We start from the raw sequence: 21,812 nt of genomic DNA, 5'->3' as shown, positions 1-21,812 counted from the left end.
GATGAACGATCACAACAACAGCATCAACCCGGAAACCGCCATGGCCACCAGCACACTGACCATGATCCAGGCCCTGCGCTCAGCCATGGATGTCATGCTCGAGCGAGACGACAATGTGGTGATCTACGGCCAGGACGTCGGTTACTTCGGCGGCGTGTTCCGTTGCACCGAAGGCCTGCAGAACAAGTACGGCAAATCGCGGGTGTTCGACGCGCCGATCTCGGAAAGCGGTATCGTCGGCACTGCCGTGGGCATGGGTGCCTACGGCCTGCGCCCGGTGGTGGAAATCCAGTTCGCCGATTACTTCTACCCGGCCTCGGACCAGATCGTCTCGGAGATGGCCCGCCTGCGCTACCGTTCGGCCGGCGAGTTCATCGCCCCGCTGACCTTGCGCATGCCCTGCGGCGGCGGCATCTATGGCGGCCAGACCCACAGCCAGAGCCCGGAAGCGATGTTCACCCAGGTCTGCGGCCTGCGCACGGTGATGCCATCCAACCCGTATGACGCCAAAGGCCTGTTGATCGCCTCGATCGAATGCGACGACCCGGTGATCTTCCTCGAGCCAAAGCGCCTGTACAACGGCCCGTTCGACGGCCACCACGACCGCCCTGTCACGCCCTGGTCGAGGCACCCGCAAAGCGCCGTGCCGGACGGCTACTACACCGTGCCGCTGGACAAGGCGGCGATCACCCGCCCGGGCAACGATGTCACCGTGCTGACCTACGGCACCACGGTCTACGTGGCCCAGGTGGCCGCCGAGGAGACCGGCGTCGACGCCGAAGTGATCGACCTGCGCAGCCTCTGGCCGCTGGACCTGGAGACCATCGTCGCGTCGGTGAAGAAGACCGGCCGCTGCGTGGTCGTGCATGAAGCGACCCGCACCTGCGGCTTCGGCGCCGAACTGGTGTCGCTGGTGCAAGAGCACTGCTTCCATCACCTCGAAGCGCCGATCGAGCGCGTCACCGGCTGGGACACCCCCTACCCCCACGCACAGGAATGGGCCTACTTCCCAGGCCCTTCGCGGGTAGGCGCGGCATTGAAACGGGTCATGGAGGTCTGAATGGGCACGCACGTCATCAAGATGCCGGACATTGGCGAAGGCATCGCGCAGGTCGAGTTGGTGGAATGGTTCGTCAAGGTCGGCGACGTGATCGCCGAAGACCAAGTGGTGGCCGATGTCATGACGGACAAGGCCACCGTGGAAATCCCTTCGCCGGTCAGCGGCAAGGTGCTGGCCCTGGGTGGCCAGCCAGGTGAGGTGATGGCGGTCGGCAGCGAGCTGATCCGCATCGAAGTGGAAGGCAGCGGCAACCATGTGGATGTGCCGCAGGCCAAACCTGTGGAAGCGCACAGCGCGCCCGTGCCGCCTGTTGCCCCCAAGCCAGAAGCGAAAGTGCCGCAGCCGGCAGCCTTGCAGGCACCCGAGCAGCACGTTGAAGCAGCGATCGTGCCGCGCCAGCCGGGCGACAAGCCGCTGGCCTCGCCGGCGGTGCGCAAGCGCGCCCTGGATGCCGGTATCGAGCTGCGCTACGTGCATGGCAGCGGCCCGGCCGGGCGCATCCTGCACGAAGACCTCGACGCCTTCATGAGCAAGCCGCACAGCGCTGCCGGCCAGGCGCCGAGTGGCTATGCCAAGCGCACCGACAGCGAGCAGGTGCAGGTGATCGGCCTGCGCCGCAAGATCGCCCAGCGCATGCAGGACGCCAAGCGTCGCGTCGCGCACTTCAGCTACGTGGAAGAGATCGACGTCACCGCCGTGGAAGCCCTGCGCCAGCAGCTCAATGCCAAGCACGGCAACACGCGTGGCAAGCTCACCCTGCTGCCGTTCCTGGTCCGCGCCATGGTCGTGGCGTTGCGCGACTTCCCGCAGATCAACGCCACCTATGACGACGAAGCTCAGGTCATCACCCGCCATGGTGCTGTGCATGTGGGCATCGCCACTCAGGGCGACAACGGCCTGATGGTGCCGGTGCTGCGCCATGCCGAGGCTGGCAGCCTGTGGGCCAATGCCGGCGAAATCTCGCGCCTGGCCAACGCCGCACGCAGCAACAAGGCAAGCCGTGAAGAACTGAGCGGCTCGACCATCACCCTGACCAGCCTCGGCGCACTGGGCGGCATCGTCAGCACCCCGGTGGTCAACACCCCGGAAGTGGCGATCGTCGGCGTCAACCGCATCGTCGAGCGCCCGGTGGTGATCGACGGCCAGATCGTCGTGCGCAAGATGATGAACCTGTCCAGCTCGTTCGACCACCGGGTGGTCGATGGCATGGATGCCGCGCAGTTCATCCAGGCCGTGCGTGGCCTGCTTGAACAACCTGCCTGTCTGTTCCTGGAGTGAGCATGTCCCAGATCATCGACACCACCCTGCTGATCATCGGTGGCGGCCCCGGCGGCTATGTGGCCGCCATCCGCGCCGGGCAACTGGGCATCCCTACCGTGCTGGTCGAAGGCCAGGCCCTGGGCGGCACTTGCCTGAACATCGGCTGCATCCCGTCCAAGGCGCTGATCCACGTGGCCGAGCAGTTCCACCAGACCGCACGTTTCGCCGGGCAGTCGCCGCTGGGCATCAGCGTCGATAGCCCGCGCCTGGACCTCGGCCAGAGCGTGGCCTGGAAGGACGGCATCGTCGACCGCCTGACCACCGGCGTGGCCGCCTTGCTGAAAAAGCATGGGGTCAAGGTGATTCACGGTTGGGCGAAGATCCTCGACGGCAAACAGGTCGAGGTCGACGGCCAGCGCATCCAGTGCGAACACCTGCTGCTGGCCACCGGCTCGAACAGCGTCGAACTGCCGATGCTGCCGCTCGGCGGGCCGATCATCTCCTCCACCGAAGCCCTGGCGCCCAAGGCCCTGCCCAAGCACCTGGTGGTGGTGGGCGGCGGTTACATCGGCCTGGAGCTGGGCATCGCCTATCGCAAGCTGGGCGCGCAGGTCAGCGTGGTGGAAGCGCGTGAGCGCATTCTACCTACCTACGACAGCGAACTGACTGCGCCGGTGGCCGAATCGTTGAGGAAGCTGGGCATCGCCCTGCACCTGGGCCACAGCGTCGAAGGCTACGAAAACGGCTGCTTGCTGGCCAGCGATGGCCAGGGCGGGCAACTGCGCCTGGAGGCCGACCGGGTATTGGTGGCCGTCGGCCGGCGGCCACGGACCAAAGGCTTCAACCTGGAATGCCTGGACCTGAAAATGAACGGCGCCGCCATCGCCATCGACGAGCGCTGCCACACCAGCATGCGCAACGTCTGGGCCATCGGTGACGTGGCCGGCGAGCCGATGCTCGCCCACCGCGCCATGGCCCAAGGCGAGATGGTTGCCGAAATCATTGCCGGCAAGACCCGGCGTTTCGAACCTGCAGCGATTGCCGCGGTGTGCTTCACCGACCCGGAGGTCGTGGTGGCGGGCAAGACGCCGGAGCAAGCCAGCCAGCAGGGGCTGGACTGCATCGTCGCGCAGTTCCCGTTCGCCGCCAATGGCCGGGCCATGAGCCTGGAATCGAAAAGCGGTTTCGTACGGGTGGTGGCGCGGCGTGACAACCACCTGATCGTGGGCTGGCAGGCGGTTGGCGTGGCGGTTTCGGAACTGTCCACGGCGTTTGCCCAGTCGCTGGAGATGGGCGCACGGCTGGAAGATGTGGCCGGCACCATCCATGCTCACCCGACGCTGGGAGAGGCGGTGCAGGAAGCAGCACTGCGCGCGCTAGGCCACGCACTGCATATCTGACACTGAAGCGGCCCAGGCCGATTTGACCCGCTGCGCCCCTGGCGCCGCGGGTCTTTTTTATCCAGGCACTGCACGAACGCTGTGGAAGCGGGCGCGCCCGCGAACACGGGCGAAGCCCGTGCCATCCATCGCGGTGCCTGCTTCGCGGGCACGCCCGCTCCCACAGGGATTGCGCCAGCATTTGAGAATCAAGCGAGACAGACAATGACCGCGACTCACTCGGAAATCGTGTTCTTGCCCGCCTCCTTGGCCCGGTACAAGGCCTTGTCAGCCCGGGCCAGCAGCGCTTCCTGGCCTTCCCCTTCCTGCCATTGCACCACGCCATAACTCATGGTCAGCCGGTAATCACCCACCGGTTCAAGCCGCTCCATCGCCCGGCGCAACAGCCCCGCCAGGTCCAGTGCCTCGCCCAGCGTGGTCTGCGGCAGCACCATGACGAACTCGTCGCCGCCCCAGCGCGCCAGCAGGTCAAGTTCACGCAGGCTGGTGCTCAGGTTTTCGACGACGCGGATCAACGCCGCATCGCCACGGGCGTGGCCATAGCGGTCATTGATCGGCTTGAAATCATCCAGGTCCATGGCCACCAGCGCCAGCGGCTGGCGGAAGCGCTTGGCCCGCTCGCACTCCTGCTGCAGGGTCTTCTCCAACCGGTAGCGATTGGCTATCCGCGTCAGCGCGTCGCGCTCGGCCAAAATGCGGTTCTCGTCCAGCTGGCGCTGCAATTGCTGGTTGACCCACGACAGCTCGCGGGTGCGCTCGGCCACCTGGGTTTCCAGCGAATGATTCTTCTGCTCCAGCTGCGCCACCAGGCGCTTGCCCGCATCGATATTGCGGTGCGCGCCGAGCATGCGCGCCACCGAGCCATCCTCGTTGCGGTCGATGATATGGCCGCTGTCCTCGACCCACAGGTAGCTGCCATCGTGGCAGCGGCAGCGGTACTCGATGAGATAGCGCTCGTTGCGCTGGTTGATATAGGCCTCGAAGTGCGCCATCACCCGGGGGTAGTCCTCGGGGTGGATCACGCTTTCCCAGGTCAGTACGGTGTTGGCCATGGAATGGCTTTCGTAGCCGAGCATGGCGTACCAGCCAGGGTTGCGGTAGACGTAGCCGGTATTGGCATTCCAGTCCCAGATGCCATCGCTGATCAACGCGAAAAGGGTGGCCAGCTGCTGTTCACTGAAGCCGGCAGGTGCCGGCATCGCTTCCTGACTCATGGACGCTCTCCCTGGTGTCCAGCAACTGCGCCCCGATGAAGGGGCTGCCGACAGTGCTTGTGTTTGCCGCAGGCGGCAACTTGTTTCCTGTGACAGGCAAGCATATGCCTGGCGACCAACGATCGAAATAGCCTGAACGTCCTATTTTCGCGGCCTGCACGGCTGGCATGGGACTTGCCCTGCCTTTCTGGCTTTGCAACGTCCAAGGAGGAGAACATGTCAATCACCCTCAATGGCCTGGGTTGGCAGGCCACCGTGCACCAGCAGCAGCGCATCAACCACGACCAGGCGCAGGCCGAGCTGGTACCGTTCCGTGCGCCGCTGGCCACCAGCAATGCGTCTGCGCAGCAGAACAGCCAGGGCAGCACTTCGCAGCAGACTGCCGACGATGCCCGCGAAGAAGCCTTCGCCAAGCTCAAGGTGATGCTGCAGAACCCCGACCTCGCCGCCCGCCAGCAGGCCAGCGCCAGCACCCAGGCAACCAGCGATGCAGTGCAGGATTTCCGCGACTACATGGCCAAATCGCCGGAAGAGAAGATCAAGGAAAAGATCCTCCAGGAACTGGGCATGACCGAGGACGACTACAACGCCCTGCCACCTGAGCAACAGGCCAAGGTCGATGACCAGATCGCCCAGCGCATGAAGGAAGACATCGAGCTCAAGACCCAGGCCAAGGTGGCCGAGCAGACAGCGCAAACCGAGCAGGTCTGAAGCCTGGGTGTGGCCAGCGCAACGTTGGCCACTTCAGGCCAGCCGCTTCAAGGCCTCTTCCACCGCTGCCACGCGTGGGTTGCCCGTGGCACCCGGCAAGCGCCATGCCGCGATGGTCAACCCCAATGGCACCGAACGGGCCAAGGGGGCGACCAGTTCGCCGCTGTCGAGATACGGCTGGATCAGGCTCCTGCGCCCGATCAGCACACCGGCGCCCAGCAAGGCTTGCTGCACCGCGATCGAATAAAGGGAAAAACCCGGGCCTCGGGCCACGAAGTGCTGTTCAGGCATGATCGCCGCCGACCAGACATCCCAGTCCTGCCAACCGACATCCTTGATGCAGCGCGCATTGGCCAGGTCTGCCGGCGCGGTAATCTGCGCGGCCAGCGCGGGGCTGCACACCGGCAGGATATCTTCATCGGCCAGCTTGCACTGGCCACGCTCGACCTGCTCGACGTAGAACAGGCAAAGGTCGAACGGGCTGCGCTTGAGGTTGGGCGGTTCATCGACCGCCGTCACGGAGACCTCGATGGGGGCGAGCATTTCGGTCAGGCGCGGCAGCCGCGGCCCGATCCACAACTGGGCCAAAGCCGGCGAGGTGACGATATGCACCCGCTGCGGCGCGGCCAGCCGGCGCAAGGTACGGGCAGCCTCCTCCACCGCATCGAAGGCCTCGGTGAACTGCGTCTTCACGCTTTCGCCCAGCGGGGTCAGGCGTACGCCCTTGGCATGGCGCTCGAACAGAGCGGCGCCGTATTGGGCTTCCAGGGTCTTGATCAGCGCCGCAATCGCCCCGGGCGTTACCTTCAATTCGTGGGCAGCCCGGGCAAAGCCACCGAGCCGTGCCGAGGCTTCGAACGCGCGCAGGGCATTGAGCTGCAGGGTGTGCCGGGTGGGTGAATCGAGTGACATGGTTTCAGGCCTAGTTTTTTTAGGCCTAATATTCCAGAAATCTGCGTTGTGACCAAGCTGTGCGGGTTTTACCTTGAGCGAGCCTGATGAATTTCCAAGGAACTCCCATGCATTACAAAAGCGCGATGCACGCATTCACCGAGGGTGTCCGCGCAGTTCTGCCACTCATGACCGGCATGGTGCCGTTCGGTCTGATTACCGGGGTCACGGCCATCGGTATCGGCATGTCGCCGCTCGACGCCATGGGCATGACCCTGCTGTTCTATTCCGGCTCCGCGCAGATGGTGGTGCTGCAGCTGATGCAGAGCGGCGCGCTGCCACTGACCATGGTGGTGACTGCGTTGGTGATCAACCTGCGCTTCCTGATGTACAGCGCTGCCCTGGCCCCGCACCTGAGCGATCTGCCGCGGCGCAAGAGCTGGTCGTTGTCCTACCTGCTGTCCGACCAGTCGTTCGCCCTGTGCAGCCTGAAATTCGGTACCAACGGCCTCGGGCGATTTGCCTTCCCCTACTACCTGGGCACCGCCTTGCCGATGTGGTTCGGCTGGAACCTGGCGGTGCTGGCCGGGGTGTACTTGGGGACGGGCATTCCGGAGTCCTGGTCGCTGGGCTTTGCCATTCCGCTGTCGTTCCTGGCATTGCTGGTACCGGGTATCCGTAACCCGGCGATGCTGGGCGCTGCGGCGGTGGGTGGCGCGCTGGCGGTGCTGGCACACGACCAGCCCTACAACCTGGGCTTGCTGGTCGCCTCGCTGGGCGGCGTGCTCTGTGGGCTGTGCATCGAACAGCTGCGCAAGGGCGCAGCCGTGGCAACGGAGGCGCCATGACCGACATCAACCCATGGATCACCTTTGCCCTGATTGGCCTGGGCACCTTCGCGATACGGCTGTCGTTCATCGAGTTCTACGGTACGTTGCGCATTCCACCGATGTTGCGCCGTGCGCTGGTGTATGTGCCGGCCAGCGTGTTGGCGGCACTGGTGCTGCCGGCCGTGGTGTTCAAGGCCGGGCAGCCGGGTATCGACTGGAGCAACCCGCAGATACCGGCGGCTGTGGTGGCCGGATTGGTTGCCTGGCGTACGCGCAGTACGCTCCTGACCTTGGCGGTGGGTATGGGGGTGTTGTGGGGGTTGCGGTATTTGGGGGTGTGATTGGCCGAGGATGGCATCAGGGCCTCCATGTGCCTGCCACAACAGTTGTAGCGCCTGTGAGATCGAGCGCCGCCCGCGCGGCGCATCGCGGGCAAGTCGGATCGCCGCACCGCCGCTCCCACATCTGTTTCGGGCCAGTCCCTCCAGTGAAGCCAACAGGGACCGCCTTGGTGCATGACAGGAGACAGGTGGAGCCACCGAGATGTATCGCCATGCGAACAAGGCGGATCCTGTTGGCGGCACAGGAATAACTGGCCCGAAACAGATGTGGGAGCGGCGGTGCGGCGATCCGACTTGCCCGCGATGCGCCGCACGGGCGGCGCTCGATCTCACAGGCGCTACAACTGTTGTGGCAGGCACATGGAGGCCCTGATGCCCTCTTCAGGCGATCTCCCTCAATCCCCCACCAGCCTAAACCTGTTCCGCCCCCCTCGCTTGGCCTCATACATCGCCTTGTCCGCCAACGCCAAAGCCTCCTCGGCACTCTGCGGGTCATGCCCGGACAAGTTCAGATAAACTCCGATACTGGCCCCCACAACCACTTCAACCCCCTCCACCGCAACCGGCGCCGACAGCACATCGCACAGCTTGCGCGCGATATCCCGGGCTGACGCCTGATTGGCGACGGCCTGGGCGATCACCACGAACTCATCTCCGGCCAGCCTGGCCACCATGTCATCGGCACGCATGATCGCCAGCATGCGCCCCGCAGCAGCCTGCAGCACGGCATCGCCCGCTTCGTGGCCATGCTGGTCGTTGACTTGCTTGAAGCCATCCAGGTCGATGAAGAACAAGGCAAACGCCGCCCGCTGTTTCAAGGCGAAGTCCAGTTCCTCATGCAACGCCGCGCGGTTGGGGAGCCCGGTCAGCGGGTCGAGCGTGGCCTGGTCGAGCAGGGTCTTTTCCTTGCGCTTGCGTTCGGTCACATCCAGCGACATGACGAAAAAGCCCTCGACCTTGCCGTTGCGGATATCGGGCACATACGTCGCGTGCCAGATCCGCGGGTCGTCGAGGCTGTAACGCACGTTGTCAGCCTCCACCCGCTCGCCGGCCAGCGCTTTCTGGAAGCAAGGCAACAGCTGCTCATACACATCCGCCGGCAGCACATCCCGCACCTTGCGGCCTTTGAGCTGGGTCGGCTCGACGCCGAAAATCTGCCGGTACACGGCGTTGTTGAAGCGGTATTCGAGGTGGGTGCCGATATGCGCGATCAGCACCGGGATATTGTCGGCGATGGCTTGCAGGGTTTCCTGGCTGCGGGCCAGCTCTTCGGTGCGCTGCGCCACCTGCTGCTCCAGGGTCGCCTGGTAGCGTTGCAGTTGCTGCTGGCGGCGCCTGCGCTCGGTGATGTCGCGCACGAACACCACCAACTGCTCGGTAACGCCGCGCTCGTTGCGCAGCGCCGAAACACTCAGCTCGCTCCACAAGGCGCCATTGCCAGGGGTCACCAGCCGTACTTCGATGACCAGCGCATCCTGCTCACCGGCAACGATCCGCTGCCAGGGCTCGTCCAGCTTGGCCAGGTCCTGAGGGTCGATCAACTCACCCAAGCGGGTCAGCACCAGCCACTCCTTGGCCCTGCCCAGCAACTGGCAAAATTCCCGGTTGGGCTCAAGGATGCGCCCATCAAGGCCCACCAGCGCCTTGCTCGTTGGGCTGTTGGCGAACACCCGGTGAAAACGCGCCTCGGAAGAGGCCAGGGCGCCCTGCTCCGCGTGCTGCACCGCGCTGCCCGAGTCGATGGCCAGGCTACGGTGCAGCATCTCGCGCTCGACGATCCGCGCCAGGTCGCGCAAGTGCGCCAACTCGGTTTCCGACACCTGGCGGGGCCGGGTGTCCAGCACACAGAGAGTGCCCACGGTCAGCTCGCCGGCAAAGCGCAGCGGCACACCGGCGTAGAAGCGGATGCCTGGCCCACCGGTCACCAGCGGGTTGTTTTCGAAACGCGGATCGGCGCTGGCATCCGGGATCACCAGAACATCTTCGGCATGCAGGGCATGGGCACAGAACGCCACATCGCGCGTCGTCTCGGCGACATCGATGCCCTGGCGCGACTTGAACCACTGGCGGTTCATGTCGACCAGCGACACCAGGGCCATAGGCACCGCGAGCAGCACACTGGCCAACCGGGTAATTCGGTCGAAGGTTTCCTCGGCCGGGGTATCGAGAATGTTCAGGCTCTCGAGGAAACACAGGCGGGCTGCCTCGTTGAGAGGCGACGGGGCGATTTGCATGACAACGCGCTCGACTGGATCACGACCCGCAAACGATAGCGCCGCAGCGCTCAAGTGCAAGCCTTTCATCTCTCTTCTATCAAAGCGTTCAAGCCGTATAATCGCGTTTTTTTGTAAGCCTAAGACGTATTTCATGAAGAAACTGCTTTGCGCCGTCGCCCTCGCCTTCGCCGCCATCCCCGCCGCCTTCGCCACCCCGCCCGCCACCTTCACCGAAGCCAAGGTGGTCGCCAAACAGAAGATCTACCAGGACCAGGGCAACAGTGCCATGGGCGAGCTGTACTGTGGCTGCAAGTGGACCTGGGTGGGCAAGTCCGGCGGCCGGGTCGACCTGAAATCCTGTGGTTATGAAACCCGCAAGCTGCAGACCCGCGCCGAGCGTACCGAGTGGGAGCACATCGTCCCGGCCTGGACCTTCGGCCACCAGCGCCAGTGCTGGCAGAACGGCGGGCGCGAGCAGTGCGTCGACAGCGACCCGACCTTCCGCGCCATGGAGGCCGACCTGTTCAACCTCTACCCGTCCGTGGGCGAAGTGAACGGAGACCGCAGCAACTTCAACTACGGCATGGTCTCTGGCGTTGCGCCGCAGTACGGCCAGTGCACCACCAGGATCGACTTCCAGCAGAAAACCGCCGAGCCACGCGACGAGGTGAAGGGGCTGGTGGCACGCACCACGTTCTACATGTTCGATCGCTACAAGCTGAACATGTCGCGCCAGCAACAGCAGGTGCTCATGGCCTGGGACAAGCAGCACCCGGTGACAGCATGGGAAAAGCAGCGTGACCAGCGCATTGCCGCGATCATGGGGCACAACAACCCGTTCGTGACCGGTGAGCGCAAGTGGGCGCTCGGGTACACGCCGCAGGGCGCGGCTGTGGTGCCGGCTACGGCGGTGAAGGAGGCGGCCAAGCCGACGCTGGCCAGTACGGCGGCAAGTGGTGCGGTGGTGGGTAACCGCAATAGCCATGTGTATCACCTGGCCAGTGGGTGCCCGGGGTACAGCCAGGTTTCGCAGAAGAACCAGGTGGCGTTTGGTAGTGAGGCCGAGGCGCAGGCGGCGGGGTATCGCAAGGCGGGGAATTGCAAGTAAGGCGTGAGGGTTGTGTGAGGTTGTGTGAGGGCTGACAGGTGTTCGCCATGACAGGTTCAGCGCCTGTGAGATCGAGCGCCGCCCGCGCGGCGCATCGCGGGCAAGCCCGCTCCCACATCTGTTTCGGGCCAGTCACTCCTGTGAAGCCAACAGGGACCGCCTTGGTGCATGACTGGAGACCGATTAAAAGCAGTGGTGCATGGCTGGAGATTGATTAAAAGCAGTGGTGCATGGCTGGAGATTGATTAAAAGCAGTGGTGCATGGCTGGAGATTGATTAAAAGCAATGGTGCATGGCTGAAGGCTGATGATAAACAGTGATGCCCACCTTGATATTGAAGGGGACAAACAAGACGGTCCCTGTTGGCTTCACAGGAGAGATTGGCCCGAAACAGATGTGAGAGCGGGCTTGCCCGCGATGCGCCGCGCGGGCGGCGCTCGATTTCAAAGGCGCTGAAAATGTTGTGGCGAACACCTGTAAGCCACTACACAACTCTCCCGCGCAAAAGCCATATCACACCCCCTCCGGCAACTTCATATGCCGCGCATACCAAGGCCTGCGCGGCGTCCGCCGCAGCAGGTCGCCAACATCGCGCTCACCACTGAAGGCAATACGCAGCGCCAGCTTCATCGCTTCGACCTCCATCTCCCCCGCCCCGCCTCCGGCATCGGAAATCCCCCCACACCCATGGGTCATCGGCCCAAGCCAAGGGTCGCCAACCTGCACCCAACGCCCCGGCGCAAACCACGACACACCATTGACCTCACGCCGCTGCACTTCCCCCGGGTGGGCGCGCTCGTGGGCCCGGTACCAGTCCTCGATGCGGTCGTCGATCCAGCCATGGAAACGCCAGAACACCGGGTTCACATGGGAAGAGAACGGGTCGCCGAGGAAGTCGCTTTCCTCACGGAACCAGCGTGCCGCGTAGTCCGTCTGCTCGCGGTCACCCAGCACCGGCATGCCGTTGGACGGGTCGCGGGTGACCGTGGCCCAACGAATGTGCAGCCAGTCGTGAATGTTCATCTCCACTTCCGAACCGAACTGCCCCAGGGTCAGGCGGCTGAGGTAGTCCGGGTCCTGGTATTGCGATTCCCAGACCTGGAAATTGCTGAAGAAAGTCTCCGCCGCCTTGACGCCGTGCAGCCACTGGCTCAGCTCCTCGTCATCCGCTGCGATCCACGCCGGCGGCACCGAATTGCCGTCATGGTTCTCCTGATAACGGATGAAGCCCAGCCGGTCGCTTTCGACATAAGGTGACGGCAGCGGCAGCTTCGTCCAGTTCGGCAGGTCGGGCTGCAGCTTGCGGGCGTGCGCCAGCATGTGCCGGTGCATGAAGAAAAAGTCTTCACCCGAACCGTTGAGGTGCTTGCGCCGCCCGCGCGCGCCTCGCTCGGCGTCACGCGGGCCGGGCTGCCAGCCGGCGCCGCGCAGGCCGTCGCGCTTGTCTTCGTCGAGCCGATGCCACTTGTCTCGGGTGGCGTGCCACACCTGGTGGAACAGGCGGTGCTCGGGCGATACCAGCCAGGCCAACAGCGCTGGCGCCAACGGCGTGACCTGGCGTGCTTCGGGGAAGGCACGCTTGCTGGCGACGAAATGGTTGTCCGGTTCAGTGCTCAGCAGTGGCCGATCAATACGGCGGATACGCCCGCTCAGGGTGCCGGCTCCTGCTTCGCCCCAACTTGCCCAGACCTCGTCGAGGGTGGCTTCCAGTTCATGGCTGGGCGCCGAGCTATCCGCCGGTACCAGGCGCCAGCGGACCTTGCCCGCATCAGCGCTCACCAGCTCGCCCAGCACCCGATAGCGCGGTTCGTCAGCGCCGCGCAGGCGTTCACCGAGGTCAGCAAAACCGCGCAGCGAGCGCCCGGTCGGGCCGACATCGAGGAGCATCTGCACACCCTCAAGAGGCAGGCCATCGAGGCCAGCCTCGGTACCCGTAAAGCGCAGGTCCCAGATGCCGCGTAGCTTGTCAGCAGTGCGCACGCCCATACCTGCGGCGGCCTCTACCGTGGCTTCGCCGGGGGTCTCGACCTCATCTTTGTTGAGCTTTTCATCATGGTCGCGCGGCTGGCGTGCATACCACGCTGCCGAACCCGCCGCCCCGGCGACTGCCAGCCCCACCATGAACCCACGCCTGGAAAACCTCATCACCACATCCGTATCCGTGTCAGCCACGCCTATCGAGCTAGAACGAGACGCCGCCCGGCAAATTTACCGGCAGCACGTCGCTAAATTTCCCGCTGTCGCTCTCGTCCCTCCGTGACAGGCAAGCCCCGTGATCGCGGCTGCCGCAACCGCATCGACCCTGCAACCAACGGGATGGCAATGAACACGACACGCTTGCGCAAGGCCCCCTACCTCGCTGCCCTGGCGCTGATCCTCGCGCTTGCGGGCGCCGCGGCCTGGTACTTCTTCATCTACCTGCCGGCCGGTTACCCGCGTGAGGTGATGAAACATGCCGAAGAACTCCAGGAGCGCATCATCTCCTTCGACAGCCACATCACCGTGCCGCTGAACTTCGGCACCGAAGGCAAGGAGGCCGACAAGGATGGCAGCGGCCAGTTCGACCTGGTCAAGGCCGGCCGCGGTCGCCTCTCGGGCGCTGCGCTGACGATCTTCGGCTGGCCGGAAATCTGGAATGGCCCGAACGCCCCCCATCGCCCGACCGCCGCCTTCGTCGACGAAGCGCGCCAACAGCAGGAGATGCGCTACAAGATCCTCACCGGCATGGTCCGCGACTACCCCAACCAGGTTGCCATCGCCTACACCCCCGCCGACTTCCGCCGCCTGCATGGCGAAGGCAAGTTCGCGATCTTCCTCAGCATGCTCAATGCCTACCCGCTGGGCCGCGACCTCGATGCCCTGGACACCTGGGCCGCTCGCGGCATGCGCATGTTCGGCTTCAGCTACGTGGGCAACAACGCCTGGGCCGACTCCTCGCGCCCGCTGCCGTTCCTCAACGACACCCCCGATGCCCTCGGTGGCCTGTCGCCGCTGGGCGAGCAGGCAGTAGGCCGGCTCAACGACCTTGGCGTGATCATCGATGTGTCGCAGATGTCCACCCTGGCCCTGGAAGACGTTGCCCGCCTGAGCCGCGCGCCGATGGTCGCTTCCCACTCCGCACCGCGTGCGCTGGTGGACATTCCGCGCAACCTCAGCGACCACGAACTGCAAGCGATCAAGCACAGCGGCGGCGTGGTGCAGGTGGTGGGCTTCCCGGCCTACCTCAAGCCCCTGAGCCAGGGCACCCTGGACAAGCTCAATGCCCTGCGCAAGCGCTTCGACCTGCAGCCGCTCAATGGCCTGGCCAACGCCCTGATGCCGGGTGACGCGATCATCTCCATCTGGCCCGAGAAGAAGTTCGGCGAGTACGCCAGCGCGCTGTACGCCATCCTCGACGAAGAGCCCCGCGCCACGGTCAAGGACATGGTCGACGCCATCGACTACACGGTGCGCAAGATCGGCATCGATCATGTCGGCATCGCCTCCGACTTCAACGACGGTGGCGGCGTCACTGGCTGGATGAATGTCGGCGAGTCGCGCAATGTCACCGCCGAACTGATCCAGCGCGGCTACTCCGATGCTGATATCGCCAAGCTGTGGGGCGGCAACTTCCTGCGTGTGTGGGAAGAAGTACAGCGCCTGGCCAAGCCCGCTGCCAACACTCAAGCGGAGCGTGGCTGATGAACGACCGTCGCCGCTTTCTCAAGCAGGCCGGCCTGCTCGCCGCCGCCCTGCCCTTGACCGGCAACTTTGCCCAGACCGCACTGGCAGCCGCGCCTGCGGCAAAAACCGGCCAGGACAAATGGCAGGCCCTGCGCCAGCAGTTCGACCTGGACCCGGCCTACCTGCACTTCTGCAATTTCCTGCTGGCCTCGCACCCCCGCGTGGTCAGCGAGGCCATCGCCCGCTTCCGTGCGCGGCTGGACCAGAACCCGGGCGAAATGGTCGACTGGGACCGCGAAGAGCTCTGGGGCTATGAAAATGACGTGCGCGCCTGGGCCGGTCGCTACTTCGGCGTGCAACCAGGCCAGGTGGCCCTGACCGGCAGCACCACCGAAGGTTTGTCGATGATCTACGGCGGCCTGCAGGTGGCGCCGGGCAAGGAGATCCTGGTCAGCGCCCACGAGCACTATTCCACCAACACCCGCCTGGCCTACCGCGAGCAACTGATGGGTACCCATGTGCGCCGCGTGAAGCTGTTCAAGGAGCCGCAACTGGCCTCGGTGGACGAAATGCTCGGCAATATTCGCCGGGCCATCCGCCCGGAAACCCGCGTGCTGGGCATGACCTGGGTGCAGTCCGGCAGTGGCGTCAAGCTGCCGATCCGCGAAGTCGGCGAACTGGTGAAAACCCTCAACCAGAGCCGCGACGAGCAGGACCGGATCATCTACGTGGTCGACGGCGTGCACGGCTTCGGCATCGAAGACGTGACCTTCGCCGACTTCAATTGCGACTACTTCATCGCCGGCACCCACAAGTGGCTGTTCGGCCCACGCGGCACCGGCGTGATCATCGCCCGCGAAGAAAAGCCGCAGCCGTACCTGGTGCCCAGCCTGCCGACCTTCACCAAGGGTGAGAACTTCGGCACCTTGATGACCCCCGGTGGCTACCACGCCTTCGACCATCGCCTGGCCCTGGGCAAGGCGTTCGAACTGCACCTGCAACTGGGCAAGGCCGATGTCCAGGCCCGCGTGCACCAGCTCAACGACTACCTCAAGCAGCGCCTCGCCGAGCACGCCAAGGTGCAGCTGGTGACGCCACGCAGCAGCCAGCTGTCCGCAGGCTTCACCTTCTTCCGCGTCGAGAGTCGCGCGTGTGACGCCGTCGCCCGCCACCTGATGGCCAACAAGGTAATCAGCGACGCCGTGGACCGTGACGTCGGCCCGGTGGTGCGCCTGGCTCCGAGCCTGCTCAACGACGAAGCCGAGATCGACCGGGTGATGGCCATCCTCGCCCCGCAACTCGCCTGACCTTTTGCCTTTCAAGAGAACCGCCATGCACATGTTCAAGCCCCTGGCCCTGGTGGCCGCCCTGCTCGCCAGCGCCCCGGCCTTCGCCGCCGACGCGCACGCACCTGGCAAGACGTTCAAGGACTGCAAGGATTGCCCTCAGATGGTCGTGCTGCCGGCCGGCAGTTTCACCATGGGCGTACCCGATGACGAAGTCGGCCGCCAGCCCGACGAAGGCCCGATGCACACCGTGACCTTCGCCAAGCCCTTCGCCATCAGCCAGTTCCAGGTGCAGGCCAAGCAGCTGCAGGCCTGGCAGCGCGACGCCAAGGTCACCCTTCCCGACGGCGACGACCGCCCAGGCCGGCGTTGTACCAACGGCAAGCCCAGCTACCCGCAAGGCCCCGACCAGCCGGCGGTGTGCATCAGCTATGACGAGGTCAAGGCCTACGTCGCCTGGCTGTCGAAGAAGACCGGCAAGCACTACCGCATGCTCAGCGAAGCCGAGCGCGAATACGGTGCTCGCGCAGGCACCAGCGGCCCGTTCCCGTTCCCCTTCGATGAAGGCAAGGAATACAGCATCGCCAAGCATGCCAACACCTATGGCGCCGCCGACGGCTACAACTACACCTCGCCTGCCGGCAGCTTCCCGGCCAACGCCTTCGGTCTGTACGACATGCATGGCAACGTCTACGAGTGGGTTGCCGACTGCATGCATGACAGTTACGTCGGCGCCCCCAGCGACGGCAGCGCCTGGATGGAAGCGAGCTGCGAGTACAACCACATCCGTGGCAATGACTACAGCGAAGCGCCGGTGTTCTCCCGCTCCGGCAACCGCAACTACCGCGAACCCTACGTGCGCGGCGACTGGCTGGGCTTTCGGGTAGCGCGCGAGCTCTGAGCGACACCCCTCTGCGCACTACCTGACTGGCCCGGGCACGCGGCCTGGGCCGGCTAAATCACAGCCCCCCTCACACGTCTTTTCACTGGGCAACCCGCCCACACGGTGCTCGCCGCGCGCAGCGCCAGAACCGCATCCGCGTACCCACCAGGAACTCACCATGAACCGATCGACCCCTGGCGCACTCCGCGAACTCCTCGGCCTGCTCAAGCCTTACCGACTGATCGTCTCCCTGGCCGTCGTGCTGGGGATCGTCGGCGGCCTGTGCATCACCTTGCTGCTCGCCAACATCAACAACCTGCTGCATGCCCCCGGCACCATCACCTGGGGCGTGGTGCTTGCGTTCGCCGGCATCTGCCTGCTCGCCCTGTGCGCCTCCATCGCCTCGGACATCGGCACCAACCATGTCGGCCAGCATGTGATCGCCAAGCTGCGTCGCGACCTCGGCGAAAAGGTGCTGAGCGCCCCCATAGAACAGATTGAACGCTACCGCAGCCACCGCCTGATCCCGGTACTGACCCACGATGTCGACACCATCAGCGACTTCGCCTTCGCCTTCGCACCGCTGGCGATTTCCCTGTCGGTGACCCTGGGCTGCCTCGGCTACCTGGCCCAGTTGTCCTGGCCGATGTTCCTGATCACTGCCTGCGCCATCCTGATCGGCACCGCCGTGCAATACATCGCCCGCGTGCGCGGCATCCGCGGCTTCCATGCCGCCCGCGAGGCCGAAGACGAAATGCAGCGGCACTACAGCGGTGTCGCCTCCGGGGCCAAGGAGCTGCGCATCAGCCGCCCACGTCGCCAGCGCATGTTCGACGAGCGCATCAGCCGCACCGCCAATTTCATTCGCGACACTCATATCCGCTCGATCAACATCTTCGTGGTCGCCAAGAGCCTTGGCTCGATGCTGTTCTTCGTGGTCATCGGCCTGGTACTGGCCCTGCAACAAGCCGGGCTGATCACCGACCCCAAGGTCACCAGCGGTTTCGTACTGGTGCTGCTGTTCATGAAAGGGCCGCTGGAACACCTGGTCTCGACGCTGCCCATTGTCAGCCGCGCACAAATCGCCTTCCGCCGCATTGCCGAGCTGTCGACGCAGTTCTCGTCGCCCGAGCCGCACCTGCTGCTCGACGCCCCTGAAGTCCCTGACCGGCAGATCCGCAGCCTCGAACTGCGCAATGTGCGCTTCGCTTTCCCGCCGGTGGACGGTGCCGCGCCGTTCGCCCTGGGGCCGATCAACCTGCGCGTCGAGCAGGGCGACATCCTGTTCATCGTCGGTGAGAACGGCTGCGGCAAGACCACGCTGATCAAGCTGCTGCTGGGCCTGTACGCCCCCCATGACGGCGAGATCGTGCTCGATGGCGCACCTGTCACCGCCAGCAACCGCGACGACTACCGCCAGTTGTTCACTACGGTGTTCGCCGACTACTACCTGTTCGATGACCTGCTGCAGGACGGCCAGGCCTTGCCCGAGGATGCCGGCAAGTACCTGCAACGGCTGGAGATCGCCCACAAGGTGCAGATCCGCGATGGCGCCTTCACCACCACTGACCTGTCCACTGGCCAGCGCAAGCGCCTGGCGCTGGTCAACGCCTGGCTGGAGAAGCGCCCGGTGCTGGTGTTCGACGAATGGGCCGCCGACCAGGATCCGACCTTCCGGCGCATTTTCTACACCGAACTGCTGCCGGAACTGAAGCGCCTGGGCAAGACCATCATCGTCATCAGCCACGACGACCGCTACTTCGATGTGGCCGATCACCTGCTGCGCCTGCATGACGGCAAGCGGGTGGAACAAGAAATTGCAGAATTTTCACTGTGATCTTTCCGGTTCTGGGCGGCCGACACGTTACATAAATGCAAATAAATCTCATAAGTAATCTATCTGCTAACACTGAGTAGCCGCATGACCATTATCACGCTTACGCCGCTCGCCCGGGCGGTTCGCAGGAAGACACTGGCCATTCTCCCAACGTCGCTGCTGGCCTGTGTCCTGGCGGCGTCCATGGCAGCGCACGCCGAGCCGGTCGCGCTGGATATCCCTTCGCAAGGGCTGGTGGGGGCACTGACTACCCTGGCCAAGCAGGCCAATCTGCAGCTGCTGTACAGCCCGGACGCGGTGCACAACACCCCGGCACCGGCGGTCAGGGGCAACATGGAGCCCGAGCAGGCCCTGCGCCTGCTGCTGCGCGACAGCGGCCTGACCTACCAGCTCGATGGCCACACCATCACCTTGAGCGGGCCAGCAGACACTTCCGCCTTGAACCTGGAGCCGGTGAACATTTCCGGGCGCCAGTTCGATGCCACCACCGAGGACTCGGGGAGCTACACGTCCAATGCGGTGACCATCGGCAAGGGCACCCACCGCCTCAAGGACATCCCGCAGTCGGTCAGCGTGGTCACCCGCAAGGCGATGGACGACCAGCGCCTCGACACCCTCGACCAGGTGCTGGAGAAGACCACCGGCATCACCACCTACCAGAGCCCGTCTGGCGGCAAGTACATCTATTCGCGCGGCTTCGAGGTGGAGACCATCCAGTACGACGGCGTGCCGCTGGACCGCCGCTACTATGGCATCGGTAGCAGTTTCACCTCCGACACCCTGCTGTACGACCGCGTCGAGATCCTGCGCGGCGCCAACGGCCTGCTGCAAGGCAGCGGCAACCCCGGTGCGGCGATCAACCTGGTGCGCAAACGTCCGAAAGCCGAGCCGTCCCTGTCGATCACCGCCAGCGCCGGCTCCTGGGACACCTATCGCCAGACTCTCGACGCCAGCGGCCCGCTGACTGCCGATGGCCGGCTGCGCGGGCGCCTGGTCGCCGGCCATGAAGACCGCGACTACTTCTACGACACGGCAGAAAGCCGCAAGAACGTGCTGTACGGGATTCTTGAATACGACCTCAGCGACTCCACCACGGTCGCCGCCGGCGCCAGTGTCGAAGACCTGCACTCGACGCCCTACTTCGGCGGCCTGCCGCGCAACAAGGATGGCAGTGCGGTGAACGTCAGCCGCTCCACCTTCACCGGTGCCGACTGGAACAAGTGGAACAACAAGCAGACCACCTACTTTGCCGATATCACCCACGACTTCAACGAAGACTGGCGCTTGAAAGCCTCCGGCAGCTACATCCGCGAGACCAACGACATTTTCTACAGCTTCGGCCGTGGCGCCGTCGACCCGGCCACCGGCAGCGGCATGCAGTCGCGTGCCTACCTGTACGACTTCGAGAACATCAACCAGGGCGCCGATATCAACCTGACCGGCAAATGGCGCGCCTTCGGCCTGGAGCACGAGGTGGTGGTGGGTGCCAACGCCAGCGACCTGCGCACCGACGACCTGCAAGGCGGCCTGCTCAACCTCGGCCCGATGAACATCCACGACCCGGTCTCGCCTCGCGAACCCACCCTGGATGAAATGCTCAGCACCACCTATGCCGGTGTTTCCAAGGCCAAGATTCGCCAGAACGGCGTGTACGGCGTGATGCGCTACAAGCTGATCGACCCGCTGACCGTGGTGCTCGGCGCACGGGTCAGCAACTACAAGTACGACTATGAACTGACGCGCTTCACCACGGCATCGCCGGACCCGTCACATGCCAAGGAAACCGGCGAAGTCACCCCGTACGGCGGCCTGATCTACGCACTGAACGATCAATGGTCGGCCTACGTCAGCTATGCCGACATCTTCAAGCCGCAGACCGAACTGACCGAAGACCTCGCCCCACTCAAGCCGATCGAAGGCTCCAACTATGAGATCGGCCTGAAAGGCGAGCTGATGGATGGCCGGGTCAACACCAGCTTCGCGGTGTTCCGCGTCGACCAGAAAAACCGCGCCCAGTACGACTATTCGTCGGTGTGCGGACAGGACGGTGAAACCAACTGCTACGTGGCAGGCGGCAAGGTACGCGCCGAAGGCTTCGATGCGGAAATCAGCGGCGAAGTGCTGGCCGGCCTGCAATTGTTTGCCGGCTACACCTACACTTCGACAAAGTTTCTCAACGACCCGGGTGATGGCAGCTCGTCTTCCGGCGCCACCTTCAACAGCTACACGCCACGCCACCTGCTGCGCTTCTGGAGTGACTACAACCTGCCTGGCGAGCTGAACCAGTGGACCGTCGGTGCCGGTGCCAGCATCCAGAGCAAGAACCACAACACCAACCAGGGTGGCACGAACGGCATCGACAAGATCGAGCAGGCCGGCTACGCCATCTGGAACGCCCGCGTGGCGTACCAGATCAACCAGAACTTCAGCGTCGCACTTAACGGCAACAACCTGTTCGACAAGAAGTACTACTCCTCCATCGGCTGGTTGAACGCGAGCAACGTGTATGGCGAACCGCGCAACTACACCGTGACGCTCAAAGCCGATTTCTGAAGCTGACGGCAAGAAAAAGCCCCTTGGCGTGATGCGCCCAGGGGCCTTTTTTTATACGGTTGCGACATGACTTTCCGTGAGGAATTTAATGACTACTGAGATGCCGCCATAAAACTATTGCGAATCACCGCCGTTATCGTGAATCACCCAGCGAATCGGCATACTAAACAACAATAACCTCACCAGAATTCAAATAGATCGAATAGGACTCAAAGTCGCCATCGCAGTCGGCCTCAATTACAATTTTATCGCCCGAACTGAATGACACCTGAAGCGTAGACAGCTCGATTTTCTCAACCAAAACAACATCTCTCAACAAAAGATCCAACAAGGGCGCTATGGTAGAGGAGTTTGTGAACTCTCGCCTCCCCTGGACCTCACCAACTTGATACGCCAATCCTGCTTCAACACAGATGGAAATCTTATATGGCGTGACACCAGGGGCAGTTTGTGGACGTGAAAAATCCAGTCTTGTGACATGCACACCACAACAAACCATTTCCAAATAACATCCCGAAAGCAGCTGAAAATCAAAATCATCTGGTAATGCGTACATATT

The 21,812-nt window shown here is 64.0% G+C and carries 17 protein-coding genes; 12 read left to right on the top strand and 5 right to left on the bottom strand.

Going from position 1 to position 21,812, the window contains the following annotated elements; all coding sequences use genetic code 11:
* Position 1 precedes the first annotated feature (1 nt).
* The 3 genes from ACTORR_RS22190 to lpdA are packed head-to-tail and all read left to right on the top strand — an operon-like array spanning position 2 to position 3,720.
* A complete protein-coding gene (locus tag ACTORR_RS22190; protein ID WP_313365398.1) occupies positions 2-1,060 on the top strand; it encodes an alpha-ketoacid dehydrogenase subunit beta in 1,059 nt (352 codons plus the stop codon).
* On the top strand, positions 1,061-2,338 hold the full coding sequence (locus tag ACTORR_RS22185; RefSeq protein WP_054886335.1) for a dihydrolipoamide acetyltransferase family protein: 1,278 nt from the start codon (positions 1,061-1,063) through the stop codon (positions 2,336-2,338).
* Between the two features lie 2 nt (positions 2,339-2,340).
* Positions 2,341-3,720, top strand: coding sequence for a dihydrolipoyl dehydrogenase (gene lpdA / locus ACTORR_RS22180; RefSeq protein ID WP_099814223.1), 1,380 nt, complete (start codon positions 2,341-2,343; stop codon positions 3,718-3,720).
* Between the two features lie 215 nt (positions 3,721-3,935).
* Here lpdA and ACTORR_RS22175 read toward each other — a convergent pair whose 3' ends face one another.
* Positions 3,936-4,934 carry a sensor domain-containing diguanylate cyclase gene (locus tag ACTORR_RS22175; protein ID WP_054886337.1) on the bottom strand — a complete coding sequence of 333 codons (999 nt, stop codon included), beginning with the start codon at positions 4,932-4,934 and terminating at the stop codon, positions 3,936-3,938.
* A 216-nt stretch (positions 4,935-5,150) separates the two neighbouring features.
* Between ACTORR_RS22175 and ACTORR_RS22170 the strand changes: the two genes are divergently transcribed.
* Entirely contained in the window at positions 5,151-5,645 is a 495-nt protein-coding gene (locus tag ACTORR_RS22170) for a hypothetical protein (protein WP_313365399.1), read from the top strand.
* Positions 5,646-5,678: 33 nt separating this feature from the next.
* Here ACTORR_RS22170 and ACTORR_RS22165 read toward each other — a convergent pair whose 3' ends face one another.
* Complete coding sequence (locus tag ACTORR_RS22165; RefSeq protein ID WP_054886339.1) at positions 5,679-6,557, bottom strand: LysR family transcriptional regulator; 879 nt, start codon at positions 6,555-6,557, stop codon at positions 5,679-5,681.
* Between the two features lie 107 nt (positions 6,558-6,664).
* Between ACTORR_RS22165 and ACTORR_RS22160 the strand changes: the two genes are divergently transcribed.
* Positions 6,665-7,384: an AzlC family ABC transporter permease gene (locus ACTORR_RS22160; protein ID WP_441343898.1), complete on the top strand. Its 720-nt coding sequence runs from the start codon at positions 6,665-6,667 to the stop codon at positions 7,382-7,384.
* Complete coding sequence (locus ACTORR_RS22155; protein ID WP_054886341.1) at positions 7,381-7,707, top strand: AzlD domain-containing protein; 327 nt, start codon at positions 7,381-7,383, stop codon at positions 7,705-7,707. Before ACTORR_RS22160 ends, ACTORR_RS22155 begins: the two co-directional genes overlap by 4 nt.
* A gap of 395 nt (positions 7,708-8,102) precedes the next feature.
* Here ACTORR_RS22155 and ACTORR_RS22150 read toward each other — a convergent pair whose 3' ends face one another.
* The gene (locus ACTORR_RS22150; protein WP_313365974.1) at positions 8,103-9,941 is read right to left on the bottom strand and encodes a bifunctional diguanylate cyclase/phosphodiesterase; all 1,839 of its coding nucleotides are present in this window, start codon (positions 9,939-9,941) and stop codon (positions 8,103-8,105) included.
* Between the two features lie 133 nt (positions 9,942-10,074).
* On the opposite strand from ACTORR_RS22150, the gene ACTORR_RS22145 reads away from it, so the two are divergent.
* Entirely contained in the window at positions 10,075-11,031 is a 957-nt protein-coding gene (locus ACTORR_RS22145; protein ID WP_313365975.1) for an endonuclease, read from the top strand.
* A 513-nt stretch (positions 11,032-11,544) separates the two neighbouring features.
* Here the strand turns inward: ACTORR_RS22145 and pvdP are convergent.
* A complete protein-coding gene (gene pvdP, locus ACTORR_RS22140; protein WP_313364671.1) occupies positions 11,545-13,176 on the bottom strand; it encodes a pyoverdine maturation tyrosinase PvdP in 1,632 nt (543 codons plus the stop codon).
* A gap of 177 nt (positions 13,177-13,353) precedes the next feature.
* On the opposite strand from pvdP, the gene pvdM reads away from it, so the two are divergent.
* From pvdM to ACTORR_RS22115, 5 genes are all read left to right on the top strand, one after another.
* Positions 13,354-14,712, top strand: coding sequence for a pyoverdine-tailoring dipeptidase-like protein PvdM (gene pvdM / locus ACTORR_RS22135; RefSeq protein ID WP_441343897.1), 1,359 nt, complete (start codon positions 13,354-13,356; stop codon positions 14,710-14,712).
* Positions 14,712-16,001, top strand: a complete 1,290-nt coding sequence (pvdN, locus tag ACTORR_RS22130; RefSeq protein WP_313364668.1) for a pyoverdine-tailoring periplasmic protein PvdN — start codon at positions 14,712-14,714, stop codon at positions 15,999-16,001. The genes pvdM and pvdN overlap by 1 nt, the downstream gene beginning before the upstream one ends.
* Before the next feature lie 25 nt (positions 16,002-16,026).
* Complete coding sequence (gene pvdO / locus ACTORR_RS22125; protein ID WP_313364667.1) at positions 16,027-16,881, top strand: dihydropyoverdine dehydrogenase; 855 nt, start codon at positions 16,027-16,029, stop codon at positions 16,879-16,881.
* A 160-nt stretch (positions 16,882-17,041) separates the two neighbouring features.
* Positions 17,042-18,700: a cyclic peptide export ABC transporter gene (locus ACTORR_RS22120; protein WP_313364666.1), complete on the top strand. Its 1,659-nt coding sequence runs from the start codon at positions 17,042-17,044 to the stop codon at positions 18,698-18,700.
* An 84-nt stretch (positions 18,701-18,784) separates the two neighbouring features.
* On the top strand, positions 18,785-21,253 hold the full coding sequence (locus ACTORR_RS22115) for a TonB-dependent siderophore receptor (RefSeq protein ID WP_313364665.1): 2,469 nt from the start codon (positions 18,785-18,787) through the stop codon (positions 21,251-21,253).
* Positions 21,254-21,416: 163 nt separating this feature from the next.
* Here ACTORR_RS22115 and ACTORR_RS22110 read toward each other — a convergent pair whose 3' ends face one another.
* A complete protein-coding gene (locus ACTORR_RS22110; protein ID WP_313364664.1) occupies positions 21,417-21,809 on the bottom strand; it encodes a hypothetical protein in 393 nt (130 codons plus the stop codon).
* Positions 21,810-21,812 lie beyond the last annotated feature (3 nt).

Origin of the sequence: Pseudomonas sp. SAR267, from assembly GCF_052077595.1 — a bacterium.
In the GTDB taxonomy this organism is placed as follows: Bacteria; Pseudomonadota; Gammaproteobacteria; order Pseudomonadales; family Pseudomonadaceae; genus Aquipseudomonas; species Aquipseudomonas vlassakiae.
The sequence above is the reverse complement of the archived record's forward strand: the minus strand, read 5'-3'. Positions and strand labels throughout refer to the sequence as shown.